Source organism: Roseomonas sp. GC11 (assembly GCF_024437745.1).
Taxonomy (GTDB): domain Bacteria; phylum Pseudomonadota; class Alphaproteobacteria; order Acetobacterales; family Acetobacteraceae; genus Pseudoroseomonas.
In genome coordinates, this window is the sequence record NZ_JANFNY010000003.1 from 1 (window position 1) to 24,100 (window position 24,100).

Annotated in this window: 21 protein-coding genes; 8 read left to right on the plus strand and 13 right to left on the minus strand. The window is 71.6% G+C overall.

Annotated features, from left to right (window positions below):
* Nucleotides 1-72 precede the first annotated feature (72 nt).
* The 5 genes from hppD to NON00_RS01475 all read right to left on the minus strand — a co-directional run bounded on the left by hppD (nucleotide 73) and on the right by NON00_RS01475 (nucleotide 5,258).
* On the minus strand, nucleotides 73-1,203 hold the full coding sequence (gene hppD / locus NON00_RS01455) for a 4-hydroxyphenylpyruvate dioxygenase (protein WP_256016848.1): 1,131 nt from the start codon (nucleotides 1,201-1,203) through the stop codon (nucleotides 73-75).
* A gap of 232 nt (nucleotides 1,204-1,435) precedes the next feature.
* The gene (locus NON00_RS01460) at nucleotides 1,436-2,287 is read right to left on the minus strand and encodes an ABC transporter permease (RefSeq protein ID WP_256016850.1); all 852 of its coding nucleotides are present in this window, start codon (nucleotides 2,285-2,287) and stop codon (nucleotides 1,436-1,438) included.
* Entirely contained in the window at nucleotides 2,284-3,327 is a 1,044-nt protein-coding gene (locus NON00_RS01465; protein WP_256016853.1) for an extracellular solute-binding protein, read from the minus strand. Before NON00_RS01465 ends, NON00_RS01460 begins: the two co-directional genes overlap by 4 nt.
* Nucleotides 3,328-3,355: 28 nt before the next feature.
* Nucleotides 3,356-4,447, minus strand: a complete 1,092-nt coding sequence (locus tag NON00_RS01470) for an ABC transporter ATP-binding protein (RefSeq protein ID WP_256016856.1) — start codon at nucleotides 4,445-4,447, stop codon at nucleotides 3,356-3,358.
* A 4-nt stretch (nucleotides 4,448-4,451) separates the two neighbouring features.
* The gene (locus NON00_RS01475; RefSeq protein WP_256016859.1) at nucleotides 4,452-5,258 is read right to left on the minus strand and encodes an ABC transporter permease; all 807 of its coding nucleotides are present in this window, start codon (nucleotides 5,256-5,258) and stop codon (nucleotides 4,452-4,454) included.
* Nucleotides 5,259-5,899: 641 nt separating this feature from the next.
* Here NON00_RS01475 and NON00_RS01480 point away from each other — a divergent pair.
* The 6 genes from NON00_RS01480 (at nucleotide 5,900) to NON00_RS01505 (ending at nucleotide 11,389) form a co-directional block, all read left to right on the plus strand.
* Nucleotides 5,900-6,553 (plus strand): hydrolase, encoded by a 654-nt coding sequence (locus NON00_RS01480; RefSeq protein ID WP_256016861.1) that lies wholly within the window; start codon nucleotides 5,900-5,902, stop codon nucleotides 6,551-6,553.
* A 23-nt stretch (nucleotides 6,554-6,576) separates the two neighbouring features.
* Nucleotides 6,577-6,849, plus strand: a complete 273-nt coding sequence (locus NON00_RS01485) for a XapX domain-containing protein (protein WP_256016864.1) — start codon at nucleotides 6,577-6,579, stop codon at nucleotides 6,847-6,849.
* Nucleotides 6,846-8,804: an amidohydrolase gene (locus tag NON00_RS01490; protein ID WP_256016867.1), complete on the plus strand. Its 1,959-nt coding sequence runs from the start codon at nucleotides 6,846-6,848 to the stop codon at nucleotides 8,802-8,804. Before NON00_RS01485 ends, NON00_RS01490 begins: the two co-directional genes overlap by 4 nt.
* Before the next feature lie 2 nt (nucleotides 8,805-8,806).
* The gene (locus NON00_RS01495; RefSeq protein ID WP_256016869.1) at nucleotides 8,807-9,196 is read left to right on the plus strand and encodes a DoxX family protein; all 390 of its coding nucleotides are present in this window, start codon (nucleotides 8,807-8,809) and stop codon (nucleotides 9,194-9,196) included.
* Nucleotides 9,186-10,763 (plus strand): MFS transporter, encoded by a 1,578-nt coding sequence (locus NON00_RS01500; RefSeq protein WP_256016872.1) that lies wholly within the window; start codon nucleotides 9,186-9,188, stop codon nucleotides 10,761-10,763. Before NON00_RS01495 ends, NON00_RS01500 begins: the two co-directional genes overlap by 11 nt.
* Nucleotides 10,764-10,954: 191 nt before the next feature.
* The gene (locus NON00_RS01505) at nucleotides 10,955-11,389 is read left to right on the plus strand and encodes a helix-turn-helix domain-containing protein (RefSeq protein ID WP_256016875.1); all 435 of its coding nucleotides are present in this window, start codon (nucleotides 10,955-10,957) and stop codon (nucleotides 11,387-11,389) included.
* Here the strand turns inward: NON00_RS01505 and NON00_RS01510 are convergent.
* From NON00_RS01510 to NON00_RS01530, 5 genes are all read right to left on the minus strand, one after another.
* Entirely contained in the window at nucleotides 11,371-13,005 is a 1,635-nt protein-coding gene (locus NON00_RS01510; RefSeq protein ID WP_256016877.1) for an ABC transporter substrate-binding protein, read from the minus strand. The genes NON00_RS01505 and NON00_RS01510 overlap by 19 nt on opposite strands.
* A gap of 41 nt (nucleotides 13,006-13,046) precedes the next feature.
* Complete coding sequence (locus tag NON00_RS01515) at nucleotides 13,047-13,796, minus strand: SDR family oxidoreductase (protein ID WP_256016879.1); 750 nt, start codon at nucleotides 13,794-13,796, stop codon at nucleotides 13,047-13,049.
* A gap of 256 nt (nucleotides 13,797-14,052) precedes the next feature.
* Nucleotides 14,053-16,968: a winged helix-turn-helix domain-containing protein gene (locus NON00_RS24685; protein WP_370688651.1), complete on the minus strand. Its 2,916-nt coding sequence runs from the start codon at nucleotides 16,966-16,968 to the stop codon at nucleotides 14,053-14,055.
* A gap of 104 nt (nucleotides 16,969-17,072) precedes the next feature.
* On the minus strand, nucleotides 17,073-17,711 hold the full coding sequence (locus tag NON00_RS01525) for an alpha/beta hydrolase (protein ID WP_256016882.1): 639 nt from the start codon (nucleotides 17,709-17,711) through the stop codon (nucleotides 17,073-17,075).
* 11 nt (nucleotides 17,712-17,722) lie between these two features.
* Entirely contained in the window at nucleotides 17,723-18,646 is a 924-nt protein-coding gene (locus NON00_RS01530; protein WP_256016885.1) for a ring-cleaving dioxygenase, read from the minus strand.
* A 205-nt stretch (nucleotides 18,647-18,851) separates the two neighbouring features.
* Between NON00_RS01530 and NON00_RS01535 the strand changes: the two genes are divergently transcribed.
* Complete coding sequence (locus NON00_RS01535) at nucleotides 18,852-19,730, plus strand: LysR family transcriptional regulator (protein ID WP_256016888.1); 879 nt, start codon at nucleotides 18,852-18,854, stop codon at nucleotides 19,728-19,730.
* Nucleotides 19,731-19,929: 199 nt separating this feature from the next.
* On the opposite strand, the gene NON00_RS01540 is transcribed toward NON00_RS01535, so the two are convergent.
* From NON00_RS01540 to NON00_RS01550, 3 genes are all read right to left on the minus strand, one after another.
* A complete protein-coding gene (locus NON00_RS01540; protein WP_256017149.1) occupies nucleotides 19,930-20,760 on the minus strand; it encodes an alpha/beta fold hydrolase in 831 nt (276 codons plus the stop codon).
* A gap of 318 nt (nucleotides 20,761-21,078) precedes the next feature.
* Nucleotides 21,079-21,753 (minus strand): orotate phosphoribosyltransferase, encoded by a 675-nt coding sequence (locus NON00_RS01545; RefSeq protein WP_256016891.1) that lies wholly within the window; start codon nucleotides 21,751-21,753, stop codon nucleotides 21,079-21,081.
* On the minus strand, nucleotides 21,750-23,069 hold the full coding sequence (locus tag NON00_RS01550) for a Zn-dependent hydrolase (protein ID WP_256016893.1): 1,320 nt from the start codon (nucleotides 23,067-23,069) through the stop codon (nucleotides 21,750-21,752). The genes NON00_RS01545 and NON00_RS01550 overlap by 4 nt, the downstream gene beginning before the upstream one ends.
* Before the next feature lie 46 nt (nucleotides 23,070-23,115).
* Between NON00_RS01550 and NON00_RS01555 the strand changes: the two genes are divergently transcribed.
* On the plus strand, nucleotides 23,116-24,084 hold the full coding sequence (locus tag NON00_RS01555) for a LysR family transcriptional regulator (protein ID WP_256016896.1): 969 nt from the start codon (nucleotides 23,116-23,118) through the stop codon (nucleotides 24,082-24,084).
* The last annotated feature ends 16 nt before the right edge of the window (nucleotides 24,085-24,100 follow it).

The following is a 24,100-nucleotide window of genomic DNA, read 5'->3' on the forward strand; positions in this document are numbered from 1 at the left end:
TGGAAACCCATCTGAAGGCGGGTGCAGGGGACCCTGTCCCCTGCTGGGGGAGTTTGAGGGGGCAAAGCCCCCTCAAGCCGATGCCGCAGCCTTCTCCCGCCCGGGTGCAGCGATGACGCCCCGGCGGATCTGGTCTTCCTCGATGCTTTCGAACAGCGCGCGGAAATTGCCCTCGCCGAAGCCGTCATCCCCCTTGCGCTGGATGAACTCGAAAAAGACGGGCCCGATGACATTGGCGGAGAAAATCTGCAGCAGCAGCCGGGCCTGCCTGTGCTCCACCACGCCCTCGCCATCCACCAGGATGCCGTTCTGCTTCAGCCGCGCGAGGTCCTCGCCATGGCCCGGCAGGCGGGCATCGACGCGCTCATAATAGGTGGCCGGCGGCGCGGGCATGAAGTTCAGCCCCGCGCCGCGCAGCCCCTCGATGGTGCCGTAAATATCGTTGCAGCCACAGGCGATATGCTGGATGCCCTCGCCCTTGTAGGCGCGCAGATATTCCTCGATCTGGCTTTCATCATCCGCGCTTTCGTTCAGCGGGATGCGGATGCGCCCGTCCGGGCTGGTCAGGGCACGGGAGAAGAGGCCGGTATATTCGCCCTTGATGTCGAAATAGCGGATCTGCCGGAAGTTGAAGAGCTTGGCATAGAATGCGTACCAGACATCCATCCGGCCGCGATAGACGTTGTGCGTCAGGTGGTCGATGTAGAACAGCCCGGCCCCCTGCGGCGCCGGCTCGCGCTCCACCAGCCAGACGAAATCATTCTCGTCATAGACCGAGCCGGCATCGCCATAGCGGTCCACGAAATAGAGCAGGCTGCCGCCGATGCCCTTGATGGCCGGCACGTTGAGGGTGCGCCCCTCTTCCGCCGGCTCGGCGCCCAGCTCCAGGGCGCGGCGATAGGCGTGCTGCGCATCCACCACGCGAAAGCCCATGGAAGGCACGCTCGGCCCATGCGCCGCGGCGAAGCGGGTGGCATGGCTGCCCGGCTCCTCGTTCAGCAGGTAATTGATGTCGCCCTGGCGGTAGAGGGTGACCGCCTGGCTGCGGTGCCGCGCCACGGCGGTGAAGCCCATCTGGCGGAACAGCGCATGCAGCGTCTCGGGCTCGGGATGCGCGTATTCGACGAAGGCGAAGCCATCCGTGCCCATCGGATTGTGCTCGCTGATCACCGGGCGCGGGGCATCGTGGGGAAACGGACCCATGGAGGCTTCCTTCCTGCTTCTTCTGCGGGAAGGCTAGGCGAGGCGCCGCGCATCGTGTGTGCATAATGGGGCGCTTATGCATGGGGCGTGCGGGATCCGTGCGGGGTTTTCAGAAAACACGCATGGATCATGCAGGGAAAGGAAAGGGGTTCTTTTTTGGAAAAAAGAACCAAAAAACTTTTCTCCGTTGGCGTCCCGCCTCAGGATCGAGGCGGGACGCCAGACTGAGAAGTCAGCCTTTACGGCGGACCAGCAGGCTGGAGGCCAGCGTCAGCACCAGCGTCGCCGTCATCAGGATGAAGGCCACGGCGGCGCCAAAGGGCCAGTTGTTCTGCTCGATCACCTGGCCATAGACCAAGGGGCCCATGGTCTGGAAACGCGGGCCGCCGATCAGCACCGGCGTGGCATAGGCGTTCATCCCCAGGATGAAGGTGAGGATGCAGCCCGCCGCGATGCCCGGCGCCGCCAGCGGCACCAGCACGCGGCGGATCATCGCCGACGGTGGCGCGCCCAGGTTGAAGGCCGCCTCCTCCAGCGCGCGGTCGATGCCCTCGATCACGCTTTGCAGGCTCAGCACCATGAAAGGCAGGTTCACCGCGGTGATGCCGATCACCACCGCCGTCTCAGTGAACATGATGTCGAGCGGCACGGAGAGAAAGCCCAGGCCGAGGAGGGAGGCATTCACCACGCCCTTGGCGCCGAAGGCCACCATCCAACCCGCCGCGCGCACCGCATTGCCGACGAAGAGCGGCAGCACCACGGCGATCAGCAGCAGCGGCTTGTGGCGGCTCTGCGTCCGCGCCAGCACATAGGCGAGCGGGAAGCCGGCAACGAGGCAGATCACCGTCACCAGCGCGGCGATGCGGAAGGTGCGCCACAGCACGGTGGTGTAGAACGGGTCGGTGAAGAACTTGACGTAGTTCTCCAGCGTCACCGCCTCCACCATGAACTGCCCCGGGATGAAGGCATTCAGGCTGTAGCGGAACAGCAGCGCCAGCGGCACCAGCAGCGTCAGCGCGACAAAGATCGTGGCCGGCAGCACCAGGGCCGCGGCGCTGCCACGGCCCCGTGTCCCCAGGCTCATGCCTTGAAGACCTTGTCCCACCACTCCTTCATCGCCGCGTTCTCGCGCGCGAGATAGGCGTAGTCGAGATCGACGAGCCGCTTCTGCTCCGCCTCGGTGAAGCCGATGCGCGCCTGCAGCGCGGGCTCGACGCGGGCATTCGACACGGTGGGGTTGAAGCCCATATCGACGGCGAAGGCCTCCTGCGCCGACTTCTCCAGCATGGCATCCATATAGGCATAGGCGCCGGCCTTGTTGGGCGCGTTCTTCTGGATGAGGAAGCCGCTGACATACATCGGGATGCCCTCGGCCGGGGCGACCGTCTCCAGCGGAATGCCGGCATTCTGCCACTGCACGCCGCGCGCCTTCCACATCATGCCGAGGGCGATCTCCTCGGTTTTCATCGCCTGGGCGAAAGCCTCATTGGTGGGGTAGAGGCGGGCGCCGGCCTTCTTGGCCTCCAGCAGCAGCGGCTTGCCCTTGTCGATGTCGGAGACGCTGCCGCCCGCCGCCAGCGCCGCGGCGACCATCACGAACTGATACTGGATGTCGATGAAGCCGATCTTCGCCCCATGCTTCGGGTCAATCGCCTCGCGGAAGCCCGCCGGCTTCTCCACCAGCTTCGGGTTATAGAGCACCACCTTGCCCGAATAGATGTGGCCGATGCCGTATTTGTAGCGCATCGCCGGCAGGATGTTGGCGGCGTTGGCGAGCTTGGTGTAGTCGATCTCCTCCGCCGCGCCGGCCTCGCCGATCTCGTGGATATTGGCGGCGGAGAAGCCCTGGATGTCCACCGTGCCGCGCGGCAGGCGGCGCTCGGCCATTACCTTGGCGCGGCGCGGCGCGTCGGAGGCCTGGTCCTGCACCACCTCCCAGCCCTTCGGCGTGAGCAGCGGCTCCTCGATATTCTTGGTCAGCAGGCGCGCATAGTCGCCGCCCCAGGTGCCGACCACGACACGGCCGGCGGCCAGGGCCGGGCGGGGCAGGGCGGGCAGCGCCGCCGCGGCGCCGAGGCCAAGCAGCGCGGCGCGGCGGCCGATGGGGGCATGGAAGGTGCTCATCGTGAAGGCTCTCCGCTCAGGTGGGACATCAGGCCGCTTCGGGGAAGACCATGCCAGCCTCGCGCGGCCAGCCGATGGTCACGCGCTCGCCGGGCGCCGCGGCGGGGCGGCCGGCACGGTTGGGCAGGTGGAGCACCACGCGCTCGGCGGCGGAGAGGCGCACATGCACTTCCAGCACCGGGCCGAGATAGGAGGTGAATTCGACCGTGCCGGGAAGCAGGTTCTCCTCCGCCCCCGTGGTGGCCCCCGTGGTGGCTCCGGCGGCGGACACGTTGGCGGAAAGGCTGATGGCCTCCGGCCGCACCGCCAGCACGGCGGGGCCGGGCGGAATGGCGGGGTCGCAGAGCAGGCGCAGCCCGCCCGCGCTCTCGAATTCGCCCGGCGCGGTGACGCGCCCGCCCAGCATCGTGCTTCGGCCGACGAAGCCGGCGACGAAGCGGTCCGCCGGGCGCTCATAGAGGTCGCGCTGGGAGCCGACCTGGCGGATGCGCCCCTCGGCCATCACCACCAGCCGGTCGGCCATGGTCAGCGCCTCTTCCTGGTCATGCGTGACCATGATGGCGGTGAGGCCGAGCTGCTGCTGGAGCTGGCGGATTTCCACCCGCACCTCCTCGCGCAGCTTGGCGTCGAGGTTGGAGAGCGGCTCGTCCAGCAGCAGCACATCGGGGCGGATGGCCAGGGCGCGCGCCAGCGCCACGCGCTGCTGCTGCCCGCCCGAGAGCTGGCGCGGATAGCGCGCGGCATATGGCGCGAGCCGCACCATGCCGAGCGCCTCCAGCGCGCGGGCCTCGCGCTCGGCCTTGGGCACCTTCCGCATCTCCAGCCCGAAGGCGACATTCTCGGCCACCGTCATATGCGGGAAGAGGGCGTAGTTCTGGAACACCATGCCCGTGCTGCGGCGCCAGGGCGGGCTGCGGGTGATATCGGCCTCGCCCAGCCGGATGCTGCCGGCGCTGGGCTCGATGAAGCCCGCGACCATGCGCAGCGTCGTCGTCTTGCCACAGCCCGAGGGGCCGAGCAGGACAAGGAATTCACCATCCGGCACGTCAAGCGTGACATCGCGCACCGTGGTGACGGCGCCGTATTGCTTGCAGAGGCCGTTGAGTTCGAGACGCGCCATGGCCTCACACCACCTGGGAGAGTTTGACGAAACGGTCCGTCACCAGCATGGCGAGGCCGATCAGCACGATCTGCAGCAGCGACACGGCGGCGACGGTGGGGTCGATCTTCCACGCGAGATACTGGAGGATGGCGATGGGCAGCGTGGTCTGCCCGGGCCCGACCAGGAAGAGGCTGGCCTCCAGATTGCCGAAGGAGGTGACGAAGCCGAACAGCGCGCCGGCCACCAGCCCGGGGCGGATCGCCGGCAGGGTGACGCGGCGGAAGGTGGTGAAGGGCGGGGCGCCGAGATTCATCGCCGCCTCCTCGATCGCCGGGTTCAGCGTGGCGAGGCTCGCCGTCACCAGCCGCACCGCCCAGGGGATGACGACCAGGGTATGGGCCAGCACCAGCCCGGTGGTGGAGCCGAGCAGCGGCCATTCGGTGGCCATCTCGATTTCCAGCTCGCCGACATAGAAGGCGGCGCCCAGCACGATGCCGGGCACCACCAGCGGCATCAGCAGCAGCGTGTTGAGCACGCCGCGCAGCGGCAGGCGGCTGCGCACCAGGGCCAGGCTCGCCGGCACCGCCAGCAGCAGGCCGATGGCCGTGGCCAGCAGGCTGACGCGCAGGCTGAGCAGGAAGCCGGCGGCGAAGCCGCGATTGGCCGGAATGGCGGCGAACCATTGCAGCGAATAGCCCTCCGGCGGGAAGGCCGGGATTTCCTGGCGGAAGAAGGCCAGCCACATCACCAGCAGCAGCGGCAGGAGGATGAAGCCGAGGCCGAGGCCCGCCGCCCCGTTCAGCGCCCAGCGCCGCAGATGGCGCGGCATCAGGCCGGGGCCTTCGGGTGGGGCGGGGCCGCCGGGCGGGCAGGGGTCTGGGGCATCATGGGCATGGCGGTGGGCTGAGGATCACGGGGAGGGAAGGAGCGCGGCGGAAGGGCCGTTCATGGCGGTGATCCCGGCGGGAAGAATGAGCCGGGAGTGAAGGTGCTTAAAAACAAACACGCAAGCATGTTTTTGGAGCCGGTCCCGCAAAAGCGGGCCGCGCGCGCCCTTCGGGCGGCCGGGACTGCCTGCCCGGCAAGCGGAATGCCCGCCCTTTGACCGGCCGGACCTGAAAAAAGCCCCCGCCCGGGGGAGGGCGGGGGCAGGCACCGCCTTCCGCCGGGGAGGAAGAGAGGAAGCGGAGGGCCGGGCACGGGGGCGTTCAGCCCCGCGCGCCGCCCATCCTGTGCCGCGGGGCGCGCGGCCGTCTTGCCGGATTCAACCCTTCCGCGCGGCGTGCCGGGCAAGAGGCGCCGGCATGCCGGCGGGAACAGGCCGAAAAGAACCCGCACGGAAAAAACAGGTCCGAAGCATCCAAGCCGCGTGGCGCGAAAGCCCCCACCCTGGCGCCCATGGCCCCACCCTCCGCCCCGGCCCGGGGCGCAGCGTGCGGGCCGGATGCTTTTTCCAAAAGGACCGGATCCATGGCCCTCACCGCGACCCCGACCCCCGGCAAGCTGCTGCTCAGCCCCGCCGACCATACCCTGATCATGATCGACTTCCAGTCGCAGATGGCCTTCGCGACGAAGTCGATCGACCCGGTGGCGCTGCGCAACAATGCCGCCCTGGTGGCCTCCGCCGCCGCCGGCTTCGGCGTTTCCACCATCCTCACCACGGTCGCCGAGAAGTCCTTCTCCGGCCCGATGTTCTCCGAGGTCACCGAGCCCTTCCCCGGCCAGGCGCTGCTCGACCGCACCTCGATGAACACCTGGGAGGATGCGGCGGTGATCGCCGAGGTCAACCGCATCGGCAAGCCGCGCATCGTGCTGGCCGGGCTGTGGACCTCGGTCTGCATCGTCGGCCCCGCGCTGTCGGCCATCGACCAGGGCTTCGAGGTCTATGTCATCGCCGATGCCTGCGGCGATGTCTCGACCGAGGCGCATGAGCGCGCGGTGGAGCGCATGGTGCAGGCCGGCGCGCGGCCGATGACCTCGCTCCAGTACCTGCTCGAACTCCAGCGCGACTGGGCGCGCGGCGAGACCTACGAGCTGACGACCGGCATCGCCAAGAAGTTCGGCGGCGGCTACGGCCTTGGCATCATCTACGCCAAGACGATGTTCGGCGCCCACGAAGGCTGATCGGACCCGCCGTGGAGGCCATGATGATGAAGCCCTATCTGCTCTCGCTCGGGGCCGGTCTGCTGGTGGGCGTGGTCTACAGCCTGCTGGATGTCCGCTCCCCCGCGCCGCCGGTGGTGGCGCTGGTCGGCCTCCTCGGCATCCTGCTCGGGGAGCAGATCGTCCCCGTGGCGAAGCGCCTGATGGCCGGCCACCCGCCCAGCCTCGCCGTGCTGCGCGAGGAATGCACCGCGCATCTCTTCGGCCCGCTGCCTGGCCGCGGCACGCCGCCGCAGAACCCGGACCGGGCGGGATGAGCCCGCCGCCGACACGCCGCGCCATCGCCGGGGGCCTCGCGGCCCTCGGCTTCGCCCTTTCCAGCCGGAGCCCCGCCATGGCCGCCGACACCGCCCCCGACATGATCCTGCACAATGGCCGGATCACCACGCTCGACCGCGCCAACCCGGCACCGCAGGCCGTCGCCATCACCGCCGGGCGCTTCAGCGCGGTGGGCGATGCGCGCGAGATCCTGCCCAGCGCCGGCCCTGCCACGCGGGTGATCGACCTCGGCGGGCGGCGGCTGATCCCCGGCCTGTTCGACAACCACCTGCACCTGATCCGTGGCGGGCTGAACTTCAACATGGAGCTGCGCTGGGATGGCGTGCGCAGCCTGGCCGACGCGATGGCGATGCTGAAGGCCCAGGCCGCCATCACCCCGCCGCCGCAATGGGTGCGCATCGTCGGCGGCTTCACCGAGCACCAGTTCGCCGAGAAGCGCCTGCCGACCCTGGAAGAGATCAACGCCGCCGCGCCGGACACGCCCGTCTTCATCCTGCATCTCTATGACCGCGCGCTGCTGAACGCCGCCGCGCTGCGCGCCGTGGGCTATGGCCGGGACACGCCGAACCCGCCGGGCGGCGAGATCCAGCGCGCGCCCGACGGCACGCCCACCGGCCTGCTGCTGGCGAAGCCGAATGCCACCATCCTCTACGCCACGCTGGCGCGCGGGCCGAAGCTGCCCTTCGACTACCAGCTGAATTCGACGCGCCATTTCATGCGCGACCTCAACCGCCTCGGCGTCACCAGCGCCATCGATGCCGGCGGCGGCTCGCAGAACTACCCGGAGGATTACGAGGTCATCCGCAAGCTGGCCGAGGATGGCGAGCTGACGGTGCGCATCGCCTACAACCTCTTCACCCAGAAGCCCAAGCAGGAAAAAGACGACTTCCTGCGCTGGACGGCGGAGAACACATACCAGCAGGGCGACGATTATTTCCGCCTGAATGGCGCCGGCGAGATGCTGGCCTATTCCGCCGCCGACTTCGAGGATTTCCGCGTCGAGCGCCCGGAGATGCCGGCCTCGATGGAGGACGACCTGGAAGGCGTGGTCCGCGTGCTGGTGCAGAACCGCTGGCCCTGGCGGCTGCACGCCACCTATGACCAGACCATCAGCCGCGCCCTCGACGTCTTCGAGAAGGTCGATGCGGAGATGCCGATCGGCGATCTGCACTGGATCTTCGACCATGCCGAGACGGTGAGCGAGAAATCCCTGGAGCGCATCGCGCGGCTCGGCGGCGGCGTCGCCGTGCAGCACCGCATGGCCTACCAGGGCGAATATTTCGTCGAGCGCTACGGCGCCCAGGCGGCCGAGGCGACGCCGCCGGTCGCGAAGATGCTGGAGATGGGGGTGAAGGTCTCCGCCGGCACGGATGCGACGCGCGTGGCCTCCTACAACCCCTGGGTCGCCCTCTATTGGCTGACCACCGGCAGGACCATCGGCGGGATGCGCATCACGCCCGAGCGCAACACGCTGGACCGCGAGACGGCGCTGCGCATGCTGACCGAGAAGGTCACCTGGTTCTCCAACGAGGAAGGCCGCAAGGGCAGCATCATGGTCGGCCAGCTCGCCGACCTCGCCGTGCTGGACCGCGACTATTTCAACGTGCCGGGCGAGGAGATCCAGGACATCACCGCCGTGCTCACGGTGGTGGGCGGGCGCGTGGTGCATGGCGCGGGCGACTATGCGCCACTCGCCCCCGCCTTGCCGCCGGCCATGCCGGACTGGTCGCCGGTGCGCCGCTTCGGCGGCTACCAGGACCGCCACGCGGCGGCGCCGGCGGGGAAAGGTGCCTTCGCCCGCCTCGTCTCCTGCTGCGCCACGGCCTGCGGCGTGCACGGGCATGACCATGCCCGCGCCTGGGGCGCCGCCACGCCCGCCGGGCAGGATGGCGGCTTCTGGGGGGCGCTCGGCTGCTCCTGCTGGGCCTTCTGAGCATGGCCCGCTGGTCGCCGCTGCTCACCTGGATCGGCCTGCTCGGCCTCTGCGCCGCCTATCTCCAGGGCGGGCTGAACAAGCTGCTGGACTATCCCGGCGCGGTGGCCGAGGCGGCGCATTTCGCGCTGCCCCTGCCGCCCGTCACCGCCGCCCTCACCATCGCCCTCGAACTGGGGGCGAGCCTGCTCATCCTCACCGGCCGGTGGCGCTGGCTGGGCGCGCTGGCCCTGGCCGCCTTCACCCTGGCGGCCAGCTTCATCGCCAACCGCTACTGGGACCTGCCGCCGGGGCATGAGCGCTTCATGACGGCCAATGCCTTCTACGAGCATCTCGGCCTCGTCGGCGCTTTTCTGCTGGTTGCCGTCTGGGACAAGAACCATGCCCGCTGAGGCGCGCGGCGGCAGCTTCGCCCCCCTGTTGCAGCCGACTTTCGCGCTGCTCTGGGTGGCGACGGTCATCGGCAATATCGGCAGCTTCATGCGCGACGTGGCCAGCGCCTGGCTGGTCACCGAGCTTTCGGCCGGGCCCGCCGCCGTCTCGCTGATCCAGGCGGCGGCGACGCTGCCGGTCTTTCTCCTCGCCATCCCCGCCGGCGTCATGGCCGATATCCTGGACCGCCGGAAATTCCTGCTGGCGGTGCAGGTGCTGCTGGCGCTGGTCAGCCTGGCGCTGATGCTGCTGGCGCAGGCCGGGCTGGCCTCGGTGGCTGCCCTGGCGGGGCTCACCTTCCTCGGCGGCATCGGCGCGGCGCTGATGGCGCCCACCTGGCAGGCCATCGTCCCCGAACTCGTGCCGCCGCGCGACACGCGCAACGCCGTCGCGCTGAATTCGCTCGGCATCAATATTTCGCGCGCCATCGGGCCGGCGGCGGGCGGGCTGCTGCTGGCCAGCTTCGGCGCCGCCGTCACCTATGGCGCCGATGTCGCCAGCTATGTCGTGGTCATCGCCGCGCTGCTGCTCTGGCGCCGCCCGCCGGCCGGGGAGGACCCGCTTTCCGAACGCTTCGCCGGGGCTTTCCGCGCCGGGCTGCGCTATGCCCGCGCCAGCCGGGAGCTGCACATCGTCCTGTGGCGCGCCGCGCTCTTCTTTCTGTTGGCCAGCGCGGTCTGGGCGCTGCTGCCTCTGGTGGCGCGGCAGGTGCTGGGCGGCGATGCGGGCTATTATGGCCTGCTGCTCGGCGCGGTGGGGGCGGGGGCCATCCTCGGCGCCCTGCTGCTGCCCGTGCTGCGCCGCCGGCTGGATACCGATGGGCTGCTGCTCGCCGCCGCGCTGCTCACCGCCGCCGCCATGGTGCTGCTGGCCCTTGCCCCGCCGCGTGCCCTGGCGCCGCTGGTGCTGCTGATTCTCGGCCTGGCCTGGATCATCGCCCTCACCACCCTGAACGGCACGGCCCAGGCCATCCTGCCCAACTGGGTGCGGGGCCGGGCGCTGGCGGTTTATCTCACCGTCTTCAACGGCGCGATGACGGCGGGCAGCCTGGCCTGGGGGGCCGCCGCCGAGTGGCTCGGCGTGCCGGGGGCGCTCTGGGTGGCGGCGCTGGCGCTGGCGCTCTCCGCCCTCGTGCTGCGGCGTTTCCCGCTGCCGCGCGGCGAAGCCGATCTGACGCCCTCCAACCACTGGCCGGAGCCGCTGCTGGCCGCCCCGGTGGAGCATGACCGCGGCCCGGTGCTCATCCTGATCGAATACCGGCTGGCACCCGGCACACAGGCGCAGTTCCGCCGCATGGCGCATCGCCTCTCCGCCGCGCGGCGGCGCGATGGCGCCTATAGCTGGGGCATCGCCGAGGATGCCGCCGAGCCGCACCGCATGGTCGAATGGTTCATGGTGGAATCCTGGGCCGAGCATCTGCGCCAGCACCGCCGCGTGTCGCAGGTGGATGCCGACCTCCAGGCGGAGCTGCGCCGCTTCCATATTGGGGAAGAAGCGCCCCAGGTGCGGCATTTCCTGGCATCCTGAGAAGATTTTTTTCAGTTTCGCGTCCCGCCTCGGGCCTGAGGCGGGACGCCAGACTGAAAAAGTTTTTTGGTTCTTTTTTCCAAAAAAGAACCCTTCTGTGAAAAAAGGCTTTCACAACTTTTCACAGCGTTTGACTGTTTCACCGCCTGCTTCGCCCGGATGGTCCGCGCACCTTCCGAGGAGCAAGCCCCATGCCCCAGACCCCCAAGGACAGCCCCGCCACCCTGGCGCCCTGGCAGGCCGTCAAGGTCCTGCGCCATATCGAGGCGCATCTGGCCGAGGCGCTGAGCGTGGCCGAGCTGGCCGCGCTGGTCGGCCTCAGCACCGGTTATTTCTCGCGCGCCTTCCGCGCCAGCCACGCGCTTTCCCCGCATGCCTTCATCCTGCAGCGCCGGCTGGCGCGGGCGCAGACGCTCATGCTGGCTTCCTCGCGCGGCCTGTCGGAGATCGCGCTGGAATGTGGTTTCTGCGACCAGCCGCACCTGACCAAGCGCTTCCGTGGCGCCCTGGGCATGAGCCCGGCCGCATGGCGCCGGGGCCAGCTTCAGGCGCGCGCCCTGCCGGAGCGCGGCTTTCCGGCCCGGCGCCAGCAGGGGGCGGGGCTGGCTCAGGGCCTGGCGGTATAGGCGTCCATCGCCTGGGTCAGGCTGTCGCCACGCGGGGCGTAGCGGATCTCCTGCCGCATCGCCCAGAGGCTGGCCAGATGCAGCAGCGGGATCAGCGCCACCTCATCCCGCACCACCAGCCGCGCCGCCTCCTGCCACATCGCGAGGCGGCGGGCCGTGTCGCCGGTGGCCAGCGCCGTGGTGATCAGCCCGTCCAGGCGCGGATTGCTGTAGCCCGTGCCGTTCAGCGAGCCGAGGCTGCGCGCCGGGTCGCGCGTGCCCAGCACGGCGCCGAGCACGGCATTCGGCTCGCCCGGGCCGGTCAGCCAGCCGAACAGCGCCGTGGTGAACTGCCCGCCCGCCAGCCGCGGGAAGAACAGCGCCGCCGGCAGCGGCTCCACCTGCGCGGCGATGCCGGCCTGCTGCCACATCTGCGCCACGGCCTGCAGCAGCGCCTCGTCATTCGGGAAGCGGTTGGCGGTGCCGGTCAGGGTGAGGGCGAGGCCCTGGCCCCATCCGGCCTCCTCCAGCAGGCGGCGGGCCATGGCGCGGTCCTGCGCCTCGGGGCGGAGCGTGGGGTCGGCGGCGGGGCGGTCCGGCGGCAGAATCTGCCCCGCCGGCTCGGCCGCGCCATCCATCACCCGCGCCGCCAGCGCGCCACGGTCCAGCGCCAAGGAAAGCGCCCGCCGCACCCGCGCATCGGCCAGGGGATGGGCCAGGGGATGGGCCTGGGGATGGACCTGTGCGCCATCCCCGCCCCCCGCACCGGCTGAGGCCGAGGGGTTGAGCAGGAGGTACATCACCCGCGTCCCGTCCTGCCGGGCCATGCGCAGGCCAGGCGTGCGGGCCAGGCGCGGCGCGTCGCGCAGCGGCACGGCCTCGATCAGTTCCACATCCCCCGCCAGCAGCGCGGCGACCCGCGCGCCATCCTGCGGCAGCGTGCGCAGGCTGACGCGCTCCCACTCCGGCAGGGGCAGGGGGGAGGCCGGCCGGCGGGCCTGCCACCAATCCGGGTTACGCTCCAGCAGGGCGCCCTCGCCAGGGCGGTACTGGCGCAGGCGATAGGGGCCACTGCCCAGCGCCGCGGCGCCGCTGTTGAAATCGGCCGGGCTGGCCGTGGCGGCGATGCGCTCCGGCACCACCAGCAGGGTGGTCAGCCCGTTCGGCAGCAGCGGCCCGGGGCCGGTGGTGTGGAGATGCAGCAGCCCCGGCCCCGCCACCTCCACCCGCCGCAGCCCGAGCAGGAAAGGCGTGTAGCGCGCCGGGCTGTTCGGAATGGTCATGGCGCGGCGCAGGCTGGCGGCCACATCATCGGCGGTGACCGGCGTGCCATCGGCGAAGCGCGCGGCGGGGTCCAGCCGCACCGCCCAGCCATCGCCACCGGGCAGCGCCGCCCAGCCCTGCGCCAGCATCGGGCGCAGCTGGCCATCCGGCGTCCATCGCAGCAGCGCCTCGAAGACATGGCGGTGCAGGGCGAAATTGGCGGCATCCGCGTGGAAATGCGGGTCGGCCGTGGTGGCCGGCGCGGCCATGCCGATGCGCAGTTCCGCCGGCCGCGCCGGTGACGCCAGGGCGGGAAGGACAGCGGACAGAAGGGCGAGCAGGAGGCCGGTGCGAGGGGGGAGGCGGTCAGTCATCCGATGACTATAGGCCGGGCTGGCCGCGCGGCCGAAGGACGTCAGGCACCATAGCCGCCATCAATGGCCAGCACCGCGCCGGTGATGAAGGAAGCCTCCGGGCTGGCCAGGAAGACAATGCCGGCCGCCACCTCCTCCGGCTCACCGAAGCGGCCCAGCGCCGTGCCATGGCGCTGCGGCGCCGCGAAGGGGCCATCCGCCGGGTTGCGCTCCGTGTTGATCGGCCCCGCCTGCACCACATTCACCGTGATGCCCAGCGGCCCGAGGTCACGCGCCGCGCCCTTCGTATAGCCCACCACGGCAGCGCGCGAGGCGGCATAATCCGCCAGCCCCTGCGCCCCGACATGCTCGGCCACCGCGCAGCCGGTGGTGATGATGCGCCCGCCCCGCCGCATCAGCGGCGCCGCCGCGCGGATGGCGGTGAAGACGCCGCGGATATTCACCGCCGCCTGCGCCGCCAGATGCGCCGCGTCGATATCCGGGTCATCCACAGCGCCGGTGACGAAATGCGCGGCGTTGTTCACCAGGATGTCCAGCGCGCCAAACTCCTGCACCACGGCGCGCACCAGGCGGTGGATATCATCCACCCGCGACTGGTCCGCCTGGAAGGCAATGCCGCGCCCGCCACGCTGCTCGATGCCACGCACCACCTCGGCGGCGCGCTCCGCATCGCGGCGGAAGCTGATGGCCACCATCGCCCCCTCCGCCGCCATGCCCAGCGCCGTGGCCCGGCCAATCCCGCGCGACCCGCCCGTGACCAGCGCCACCTTGCCCATCAGCTTCACCGACACGCCGCCATCCTTGTCCTGGCCATTCCCCTCCGCCCGAGCCGCGCGGCGCGGGCAGCATGGCAGGGGGGCGGGCGGCGCGGCTTGGATGAAACTGCCGCCGGAAATGGGGAAGGAGAGAGAGGGGAGAGAGGGAAAAAGGAGATTGAAAAGAAGTTCTTTTTTGAAAAAAAGAACCAAAAAACTTTTATCCGTTCAGCGTCCCGCTGTGCCGGGAGACGGCGGCAGCCTGAAAAAAAGCCAAAAAACTTTTATCCGTTCAGCGTCCCGCTGCGCCGGGAGACAGCGGCAGCCTGAAAAAAATGCGCGCGGCGCGCAGGTCAGGCGTGTCCTCCCCCGGCGCGTAGCGGGCGAGGAAGGCGGAGAGGCCCGCGCGGTCCGCCTCGCCCGCGGCACCCGGCCGGCGCAGCGCGACAAGGCTGGTGGCCGCGCGCAGGGACCACGCCAGCGCCCCCTGCCGCCCCGCGACCGCCAGCGCCGCCTCGAACGCCGCCGCGACCTCGGGCAGGGGGCGGTCCAGCGCCAGCAGGATCTCACCGCGCAGGCGGAGATATTCCGGCTCGAACCACAATTCCGTGCCTTGCCGCGCCACCTCCAGCGCCGCATCGAGCAGGGCCAGCGCCTCCGCCGCGCGGCCCAGCCGCAGCAGCCCCTGCACCACGCCCGCATGCAGCAGCGGCATGCGGATGGTGAAGGAGGTTGGGGACATGGCATCCATCGCCGCGCGCAGCAGGGGCAGGCCCTCCTCGACCTCGTCCCGGGCGATCATCTCGGCGCCGCGATAGGCATCCGTCCACAACACCCAGCCGCGCAGCGGCGGCAGGTCGCGCTGGATCACCAGCCGGGCGGCGGCGGCCTCCTCCAGCTCGCCCATCAGGAAGGCCAGCGGCCAGAGCGTGATGCCCAGGGCGAAGATGATGCTGGAAGGGTGGTCCAGCTGCCGCGCCTCCTCCGCCACCTCGCGCGCCAGGGCCAGGGCCGGGCCGGCCTCGCCCTGCAGCCAGCGGATGCGCGCCAGCGTGGCCAGGGCGAGAATCCGCTGGTCGTAGAAGTTCAGCTTGTTCTGGTGCGGCTGCAAGGTGCGGCGGGGATAGCGGGCCAGCATCGCCTCGGTCAGCCGCCGCGCCTCCGGCTGCTCCCCCTGCATGTGCAGGATGAAGCCCACCAGCCGGTCCCCCACCGGGCCATCCGCCGGCTGGCCGTCACGCCACGCGATCTGCTGGAAGCGCAGCGCATGGCCCAGCGCCTCCTGGTAGTCGCGCCGCATCGCCCCGAGCGCCAGGCCGTTCAGCGCGCGCAGCTGGTGCTCAGTGTCGCCCAACTGCTCGGCGAAGACCAGCGTATTGACCCAGGCGGCCTCCACCGTGCCGGAGAGGAACACCGTGACGGTGCCGAGCGCGGCATAAAGCCGCATGCCCAGATGCGGGTCCGGCTCCACCTCGCCGCGGAAGGCGGCGCTCGCCGCCTCCAGCCGCTGCCGCGCCTCGTCCATCAGACCAAGGGCCGACCACAGCGGCACGCCCGAGAGCGTGAGCGCGGTGCCAAGCGCCGCCTGCCCCCCCGCGCCCAGGCACCAGCCGATGGCGGCGCGCAGATTGTCGATATCCGGGCACAGCCGGGCCCGCGCCTCGGCCACCGGCAGGCGCTCCCACAGCGCCTCCGCCTCCCGGAAGCTGGCGGCGTAGTGGCGGGCATGGCGCAGCGCGATGGCCTCGGCCTCCCCCGCCTCCTCCAGCTTGCCGGTGAGGTAGAGCCGCGTGGTGTCGAGGCAGCGATAGGCCACCTCCACCCGGCGCGGCTGCGGCATGAGGAAGGACTTGTCCACCAGCCCGCCGATCCGGTCCACCAGCGTGGCCGGGTCCTCCCCCTCATCCCCGCAGACGGCCAGCGCGGCATCGAGCGAGAAACAGCCCTGGAAGATGGCGAGGCGGCGCAGCAGGCGCTGCTCCTCCGGCGGCAACAGGTCGTGGCTCCAGTCCAGCGTGGCGCGCAGCGTCTGGTGGCGCGGCAGGGCGGTGCGGCGGCCCTGCATCAGCAGGCGGAAACGATCCCCCAGCCGCTCCGCCAGCGGGCCGAGGCCGAGCAGGGCGACGCGCGTCGCCGCCAGCTCGATGGCCAGCGGGATGCCGTCGAGCTGGCGGCAGATGCGCGCCACCAGCGCCGCCTCCTCATCATCGAGGCTGTGCAGGGCCCCGGTGGCCTGCACGCGCTCGACAAAGAAGGCCACGGCGGGAAAGGCCAGCGCCTGCCGCGCCGGCAGCGGCGCGCCCTCGGGCGGGCATTCCATCGAGGGCAGGCGGTAGGTCCATTCCCCCTCGGCGCGCAGCGGCTCGCGGCTGGTGGCCAGGATCTGCAGGCCCGGCCCGGCCTGAAGAATCTGTTCGGCGAGGCAGGCCGCGGCGCCGATCACATGCTCGCAGCTGTCGAGGATGATGAGCCGCCGGGCACCGCCCAGGGCCGAGGCGAGGCTGCCGGCATTGGCCGTGCTGGCCCCGCTGGCCGGGGCCCCGCTGAGCGCCGCCCCGCTGAGCACCGCGAGCAGCTGCGCCGGCGCCAGCGCGCCATCGGTGAGCGCGCCGAGGTCGAGCAGCAGCGGCGGCTCGGTGTAGTTCGCCGCCAGCCGCCGCGCCACGCTGAGCGCCACGGTGGTCTTGCCGATGCCCCCGGCGCCGATGATGCTGACGAAGCGCCGCGTGGCCAGATGCCCGGCGATGAGGGCGATTTCCGCCTCCCGCCCCACCACCGGCTGCAGCCGCGCCGGCAGGCCGCCGCCGAGCAGGGGCAGGGAGGCCGGGTCGGGTGCGGACGGGGAGGGGGCGGGCGAGGAGGGAGCCGGCACAGGGACTGGCGGGGCGGCCTGGCGCAGCGGCGCGACGAAGCTGTAGCCGCGCCCCGGCACGGTCAGCACATGGCGCGCCTCGGCCTCGGTCTCGCCCAGCGCCTTGCGCAGGGTGGCCATCTGGGCGCGCAGGTTGGAATCATCGACATGGCGGCCGGGCCAGACGGCGGGGATCAGCGCCTCACGGTCCATCACCTCGCCAGGGCGGCGGGCCAGGGCCACCAGCAGGTCGAGCGCGCGCTGGCCGATGCGCACCGGCTCCCCCCCGCGCAGCAGGAGCTTGCGCCCGGGGAACAGAGAAAACTCCCCGAAGCTGATCTCCTCCTCGCTGGTCACGCATCCTCCGGCCGGAAACGCGGGCATCCTCCGCGGGGCATGCGCCCGGTATAGAGCGCCGGCCCGGCGCTGGCAACGCGAACCGCCGGGCAGGGCTTTGTATTCTAAGTCTCTTTTGCAGAGGCGGGCAGGCCGGCCAGCCAGTCCCGCACCTGGGCGAGGTCCGCCCGCGTCAGCCCATGCCCGCCCGGCATGGCGCGGTGGGTGACCGCCGCACCGCCCGCCGCCAGGGTGGCGGCCAGCGCCGTGCTGCCCTGCGGCGGCACGATCGGGTCCGCCGTGCCGGAGAGCAGCAGCACCGGCGTGCCCGCCAGCACCACCGGCGGCGGCTGGCGCAGCGGCGGCATGGCGCGCAGCAGCGCCGCCCCGGCCAGCGCGCCGGGATGCAGCAGCAGCAGCGCCGCCGCCATGTTGGCGCCATTGGAGAAGCCCAGCGCCACCGGCGCCGCCAGCCCGTGCCGCGCCCGCGCCGTGGCGATGAAGCCGGCCATCGCCGCCGCCTGGGCGCGCAGATCCGCCTCATCGAACACCCCTTCCGCCAGGCGGCGGAAGAAGCGCGGCATGCCAGCCTCCAGAACCCGCCCGCGCGGGGAGAGCAGCGCCGCGCCCGGCGCCACCTCCCGCCCCAGCGGGATCAGGTCATTCTCGTCCCCACCCGTGCCATGCAGCAGCAGCAGCGGGGGCGCCGCCGGATCCCGCCCCGCCTCGAAGCGGTAGGCGAAACCGTCGATCACGGTGTCCATCGCCGCCGCCCTCACGCCAGGGCCGGCAGCGCCGCCTCGATCTCGGCGCGGTGCCCCTCCAGGAAGCGCGGCAGCTTCAGCGCGCTGCCCAGGCTGGCCAGCGGCTCGTTCACCGCGAAGCCCGGCACGTCGGTCGCGATCTCGAACAGCACATGGCCGGGCTCGCGGAAATAGACGGAGCGGAAGTAATCGCGGTCCTTCTGCTCCGTCGTCTGCAGGCCGTGATTCTCGGCCAGGCGGCGGACCATGGCGAATTCCGCCGCGTCATCGGCGGCGCGGAAGGCGAGGTGGTGCACCGAGCCGCGCCCGAGCCGCGCCGGGCCAACGCCCGCCGCCACGCGCAGGTCCACGATACCGCCCACCGCCGTGCCCTCGGCCTGGAAGCGGTGCGTCTCCCCCTCGCGCCCCGCGGCGGCGAAGCCGAAGACATCGGAGAGAATGGCGCCCGTCCGCGCCGCGTCGCTGATCAGCAGCGAGACGCTGTGGAAGCCGCGGATGGCGTGTTCCACCGGGATCTCGCCATTGTCCCAGGCCGGCTCCGCCTCGATGCCGGGCAGGCCGACCAGGGCGAGGCGCATGCCATCCGGGTCGCGGAAGGTCAGCAGCGTCTCGCCGAAGCGGCCGCCGCGCTGCACGCCCTGCGCGGCGAGACGGGCCGTCCAGTAGCCGATCGAGGCCAGCGGCACGCGGAAGACGGTTTCCTGCAGCTCGCCGCTGCCGGCGCGGCCGGGGGCGGCATGCTCCCAGGGGAAGAAGGTCAGGATGGTGCCGGGGCTGCCGGCCTCGTCGCCATAATAGAAGTGGTAGGCGCCGGGATCATCGAAATTCACCGTCTTCTTGACCAGCCGCAGCCCCAGGGTGCGGGTGTAGAAATCGAGGTTCTGCCGCGCCTTGCCGGCGATGGCGGTGACGTGGTGGATGCCGTTGCGGACCATGGTCCTGATCTCCTGAAGGACGCCCGATGCGTCCGGTTGGCCGGAGATTGGTGCGCGGCGCGGCGCTCCGCCAGGGCAATCCGCTTGCAGGAATGCAAGGAGGAGATTGCCTTTCCCGTCGTGGAATTGCACTTGAAAAAGAAATAGGATGGCGCTGCCCCGCGCTCCGGCCCTGCCCTGGCCCCACGCGGCCAAGGAGCCCCGCATGGCCGAGCCCCCCCGTGATATCGCCTGGGATGATGTCCGCCTGATCGACGCCATCGCCCGCGCGGGCGGCCTGCCGGCGGCGGCGGCGCGGCTCGGCATCCACCATTCCACCGCCTTCCGCCGCCTCGCGCAGATCGAGGCGCTGATCGGCGCGCCGCTCTTCGAGCGGCACCGCAGCGGCTATGTGCCCACCCCGGCGGGGGAGGAGATCGCCACCCTGGCGGCGCGGATGGACGAGGACATCACAGCCATGATGCGCCGCCTGGCCGGGCAGGCGCTGGCGCCCTCGGGCGAGGTGCGGCTGGCCACCAGCGACAGCCTGCGTGCGGACCTGCTGATGCCGCTGCTGCCCGGGCTGCGCGCGGCGCAGCCGGCGATCCGGCTGGATGTGGTGACGGGCAATGCGGCGCTGAACCTCTCCCGCCGCGATGCCGACATCGCGCTGCGCGCCAGCGACGCGCCGCCGGAGACACTGGTGGGCCGCCGCCTCGCCCGCATCGCCTGGGCGCTCTACGGGGTGGAGGGGATGGCCGGGGATAGCGCCCCCTGGGTGCTGCCGGGGGAGGCGCTTTCCGGCATGCGGCCCCTGCAGCGCCGCGCCGCGGGCATTCCGCCGGAGCGCGTGGCGCTGCGCTGCGACAGCGTGCTGGGTCTGACAGAGGCGGTGCGGGCCGGGCTCGGCGTGGGCTACCTGCCCTGCTATGCCGGGGATGCGCGTGCGGGACTCCAGCGCCTCGCGCCGCCGGAGCCGGAACTGGCGGGCACGCTCTGGCTGCTCACCCACCCGGATCTGCGGCAGACGCCACGCGTGCGCGCGGTGATGGACCATCTGGCCGAGGCGGTGCTGCTGCACCGCGCCGGGATCGAGGCGGCCTGATCCACTCCGCCTCCGGCATGCATGGCCCGCGGTCTTGAGAGGGGCCTTGCCCCTCTCTGCACCTGCGCGGCAGTGCCGCGCAGCCACCAAAGGCCTGAGGCCTTTGGAAACCCAACAGAAGGCGGGTGCAGGGGACCCCGTCCCCTGCTGGGGGTTGAGGGGGCAAAGCCCCCTCAGGCCCGCGTGCGGCGCAATGCCCTCAGCCGCGCAGGAAGGCCAGCATGTCGTCGTTGAGCTGCTGCTTGTGCGTGTCGGTCAGGCCATGCGGGGCACCGGCATAGACCTTCAGCACCGCATGCGGCACCAGCGTCTTGGCGGCGCGGCCAGCGGCGTCGATCGGCACGATCTGGTCGTCATCGCCATGCACGATCAGCGTCGGCCGGTCGAACTTCTTCAGGTCGGCCGTGAAGTCGGTTTCCGAGAAAGCCTTGATGCAGTCATAGGTATTCTTGTGGCCGGCCATCATGCCCTGCATCCAGAAGGTCTGGATCATGCCCTGCGAGACCTGGGCACCGGGGCGGTTGAAGTTGAAGAAAGGCCCGCTGGCGATATCGAGATAGAGCTTCGCGCGGTCGGCGAGGCTGGCGGCGCGGAGGCCGTCGAACACCGCCATCGGCAGGCCGCCCGGGTTGGTCGGGCTCACCACCATCTGCGGCGGCACGGCGGAGATCAGGCCGAGCTTCGCCACGCGCCCCGTGCCATGGCGGCCGACATAGCGGGAGATCTCGCCGCCGCCGGTGGAGAAGCCGAAGAGCGAGACGCCGCGCAGGTCCAGCGCCTCGATCAGCTGCGCCAGATCGTCGGCATAGTGGTCCATGTCATTGCCGTCCCAGGGCTGGCTGGAACGGCCATGGCCACGGCGGTCATGCGTGATGACGCGGAAGCCGTTGCTGGCGAGGTGGAAGGCCTGGTTCTCCCAGCTATCGGCGTTCAGCGGCCAGCCATGGCTGAGGATGACGGGCTGGCCGGTGCGCGGGCCCCAGTCCTTGTAGTAGATCGAGACGCCGTCACGGGTGGTGATGCTGGACACGGTCTTCACTCCGGATGTCGGGGAGGCGGCTTGGGTCTCGGCCACGGCGGCTTCGCCGAGGAGAAGGCCGGCCGTCACGCCACTGCCGGCCAGCAGGAGGGCGCGCCGGGAGAGCGGCGTCGCGGGCGGGGGGTGAAGCATCGGCTTCCTTTCCGAGCGGATCCCTCCGGTGTGCGCCGCGGGGCGGGGGTGCCGCGCGGGCTGCCGGGGTGGCGCGGATATAGGGAGCGGCCCCCGCGCTCTTCTTGCACAAAGCTGCGCTGGCGTTTCAGGCCCCGGAAGCCGGCGGAAGGCGGGGGCGGGGATGGCCGGGGGGCGTCAGCCCTCCCGCCCGCCATGCGCGCCGGACCAGCGCAGCGGGTCGGCCAGGAAGGCCTCGAGCACGGCGCGCTCGTTCTTCTCCATGCCCTCGGCCGGGTCGAGGCGCAGCAGGTCCTCCCACCCCGCCAGCACATGCAGCCGCAGGGCGAGATCGGCCAGCCGCTCCCGGCTGCCGGGGAAGAGCGCGTGGTGGAAGAGCACCAGCAGGTCCTCCACCACCGCCCCCGCCTGGCGCAGCCCGCGCACGAAGGCGGCCTTGCTGGTGCCATCGGTCACCAGGTCATCCACCAGCAGCACGGCCTCGCCCTCCACCGGCCCGCCCTCCACCTGGGCGTGGCGGCCGATGCCGAGGGGGCGCTTGCGCACATAGCGCAGCGGCAGATCCAGCCGCTCCGCCAGGAAGCCCGCCCAGGGGATGCCCGCCGTCTCGCAGCCCGCCACCATGGTGAAGTCGCAGGCTGGGGCGCGGCGCAGCGTGGCCACGGCGAGGTCCGTCACGCTGCGCCGCCAGCGCGGGCGGCCGATCAGCAGGCGGCAATCGACATAGACGGGGCTGGCCCAGCCGGCGGCCAGGAAGAAGGGCTGCTCGGCGCTGACGCGGATGGCGCCGGCGGCCAGCAGCAGCCGCGCGACCGCCTGCCCGGTGATGGCGCGGTGGGGATCGAGGCTCATGCCGAAAGCCTTTCCAGGCCACGGCGCAGCAGTTCCGCGCCGGCGTGGAAATCCTCCATCGCCATGGCCTCCATCGGGTTGTGCGAGCCATGCGTGTTGCGCACGAAGATCATGGCGCTCGGCACGCCGGCATTGGCGAAGACCGCGGCGTCATGCCCCGCGCCGCTGGGCAGCGGCTCGTCGGGCAGGTTCATGCCGCGCAATTCCTCGCGCAGCAAGGCGGTCAGCCCCTCATCCATGCGCGCCGGCGCGGCGTCGATGCGCCGGCCGGGGGTGAAGCGCACGCCGCGTTCCTCGGCGATGCCCGCGCATTCGGAGAGGAAGAGGTCGTAGAAGCCCTCCAGCGTTTCCGGGCTCTGCGAGCGGATGTCGAGGGAGAAGGTGACGCGGCCGGGAATGCGCGCCATGGCGTGCTCCGCCGGATCGGTGCCGAGGATGCCGGAGGTGACGACGAGGTCCCGCCCGCGCTCCAGCAGGGTGCGCCAGTGGCGGTCCAGCCGGGTGATGAGCTCGGCCACGGCGAAGACGGCGTCATGGCGCAGCCAGCGCGGCACGGCGCCGGAATGCCCGGCCTCGCCCAGGCATTCCACCGCGCGGTGGCGCAGGTTGCCGCGGATGCCGGTGACGACGGCCACCGGCATCCGCCGCGCCACCAGCACCGGCCCCTGCTCGATATGCAGTTCCAGCCAGCAGGCCATGCGGGAGAGATCGGCCAGCGGCTCGCCGCGCGCGATGCGGGCGGTGTCGAGGCCGGTGGCCGCCATGGCCTCCCCCAGCGTGCCGCGCCCGGAGACATGGCGGGCCGCCAGATCGGCCGGGCCGAGCCGCCCGGCCAGCGCCAGCGAGCCGAGATAGGCCTGGCCGTAGAAGGCGCTTTCCTCCCCGCGCAGGGCGAGCAGGCGGAGGGAGCGGCGCGGCCGGAAGCCCGCCGCCTTCAGCCGCGCCAGGGCGAGCAGCCCGGCGATGACGCCCGCCGCGCCGTCGAAATTGCCGCCCTGCGGCACGGAATCGAGATGCGAGCCGCAGGTGACGGCGGGCAGCTCCGGCGCCGTGCCGGGCAGGCAGGCCCAGAGATTGGCGCCGTCATCCCAGCCGGTCTCCAGGCCGAGGCGGCGCGCCTCCTGCTCCACCAGCCGCAGGGCGGCGGTTTCGACCGGGGTGTAGCATTCGCGGGTGATGCCGGTGCCGTCGAAGCTCAGTGCCCGCAGCGCGGCGAAGAGGCGTTCCGCCAGATCCTCAAGGGGCGGGCCGCCGGCGGGGAGGGCGGGGTCGGGCAGGGCGGTGCTCCATGGCGGGGGAGGGGAAGGCGGCGGCATAAAGCCGCGAGAGCGCTCACCAAAGAAGAAATTTTCGGCTAAGGCGATGCCGGTCCGGCATCAGCTTCCCCGCGAGACCATGGCCCCGCCCGTTCCCCGCATCCACGCCCCCGCCCTGCAGTATTTCGACGCGGTGCGCCGCGCCGGCTCCATCCGCGAGGCGGCGCGGCGGCTCAACATCGCCTCCTCCGCGGTGAACCGGCAGATCCTGAAGCTGGAGGAGGAGCTGGGCGCGCCGCTCTTCGACCGCCTGCCCGCCGGGCTGCGCCTGACACCGGCGGGGGAGGTGCTGGCCGGGCATGTGGTGACGGTGCTGCGCGACCTGGAACGCGCCGCCTCGGAGCTGGATGCGCTGCGCGGCCTCGGCGCCGGGCATGTCGAGATCATCGCGCCGGAAGGGGCCTGCCACCGCCTGCTGCCCGCCGCTCTGCGGGCGCTGCATGCGGGCTTCCCGGGCCTGTCCTTCGGCGCGGGCATCGCCGGGGCGGCGGAGATCCCGCGCCGCCTGGCGGAGGGGGAAGCGCATCTGGCCCTGGCCTTCGAGGTGCGCCGGCAGGCGGAACTGCGCGAGATCGCCGCCGTGCGGCTGCGCCTGGGGGCGGTGATGCGCGCCGATGCGCCGCTGGCGGGGCGGCAGAGCGTCACCCTGGCCGAATGCCAGGAGCAGGCGCCGCTGATCCTGCCCAAGGCCAATTTCGCCAACCGCGACCAGCTGCATCCACTCTTCGCCGAGGCGCGGCTGCGCGCGCGGGCGGCCTTCGAGGCCGGCTCGGTCGAGCTGATGCGGCAGATGGTGGCGGCGGGGCTGGGCATCGCCTTCCTGACGCCCATCGGCATCGAGGCGGCGCTGGAGGCGGGGGAGCTGGTGCATGTGCCGCTGCGCCACCGGGGCGGGCCGGTGCTGAGCCGCTTCGGCCTCTATGCCCGCGCCGGCACAGCCCTGCCCGTGGCGGCCGGGGCCGCCGCCGCGCAGATCGCCGCGCTGCTGCGCGGCCATGCCCCGGGCGAACTATGATGGCGGACTATGATGG

Excerpts from the sequence above, each read along its gene's own strand:
- hppD (WP_256016848.1), bottom strand. The coding sequence starts at position 1,203 with ATGGGTCCGTTTCCCCACGATGCCCCGCGCCCGGTGATCAGCGAGCAC.
- NON00_RS01460 (WP_256016850.1), bottom strand. The coding sequence starts at position 2,287 with ATGAGCCTGGGGACACGGGGCCGTGGCAGCGCCGCGGCCCTGGTGCTG.
- NON00_RS01465 (WP_256016853.1), bottom strand. The coding sequence starts at position 3,327 with ATGAGCACCTTCCATGCCCCCATCGGCCGCCGCGCCGCGCTGCTTGGC.
- NON00_RS01470 (WP_256016856.1), bottom strand. The coding sequence starts at position 4,447 with ATGGCGCGTCTCGAACTCAACGGCCTCTGCAAGCAATACGGCGCCGTC.
- NON00_RS01475 (WP_256016859.1), bottom strand. The coding sequence starts at position 5,258 with ATGCCGCGCCATCTGCGGCGCTGGGCGCTGAACGGGGCGGCGGGCCTC.
- NON00_RS01480 (WP_256016861.1), top strand. The coding sequence starts at position 5,900 with ATGGCCCTCACCGCGACCCCGACCCCCGGCAAGCTGCTGCTCAGCCCC.
- NON00_RS01485 (WP_256016864.1), top strand. The coding sequence starts at position 6,577 with ATGATGAAGCCCTATCTGCTCTCGCTCGGGGCCGGTCTGCTGGTGGGC.
- NON00_RS01490 (WP_256016867.1), top strand. The coding sequence starts at position 6,846 with ATGAGCCCGCCGCCGACACGCCGCGCCATCGCCGGGGGCCTCGCGGCC.
- NON00_RS01495 (WP_256016869.1), top strand. The coding sequence starts at position 8,807 with ATGGCCCGCTGGTCGCCGCTGCTCACCTGGATCGGCCTGCTCGGCCTC.
- NON00_RS01500 (WP_256016872.1), top strand. The coding sequence starts at position 9,186 with ATGCCCGCTGAGGCGCGCGGCGGCAGCTTCGCCCCCCTGTTGCAGCCG.
- NON00_RS01505 (WP_256016875.1), top strand. The coding sequence starts at position 10,955 with ATGCCCCAGACCCCCAAGGACAGCCCCGCCACCCTGGCGCCCTGGCAG.
- NON00_RS01510 (WP_256016877.1), bottom strand. The coding sequence starts at position 13,005 with ATGACTGACCGCCTCCCCCCTCGCACCGGCCTCCTGCTCGCCCTTCTG.
- NON00_RS01525 (WP_256016882.1), bottom strand. The coding sequence starts at position 17,711 with ATGGACACCGTGATCGACGGTTTCGCCTACCGCTTCGAGGCGGGGCGG.
- NON00_RS01530 (WP_256016885.1), bottom strand. The coding sequence starts at position 18,646 with ATGGTCCGCAACGGCATCCACCACGTCACCGCCATCGCCGGCAAGGCG.
- NON00_RS01535 (WP_256016888.1), top strand. The coding sequence starts at position 18,852 with ATGGCCGAGCCCCCCCGTGATATCGCCTGGGATGATGTCCGCCTGATC.
- NON00_RS01545 (WP_256016891.1), bottom strand. The coding sequence starts at position 21,753 with ATGAGCCTCGATCCCCACCGCGCCATCACCGGGCAGGCGGTCGCGCGG.
- NON00_RS01550 (WP_256016893.1), bottom strand. The coding sequence starts at position 23,069 with ATGCCGCCGCCTTCCCCTCCCCCGCCATGGAGCACCGCCCTGCCCGAC.
- NON00_RS01555 (WP_256016896.1), top strand. The coding sequence starts at position 23,116 with ATGCCGGTCCGGCATCAGCTTCCCCGCGAGACCATGGCCCCGCCCGTT.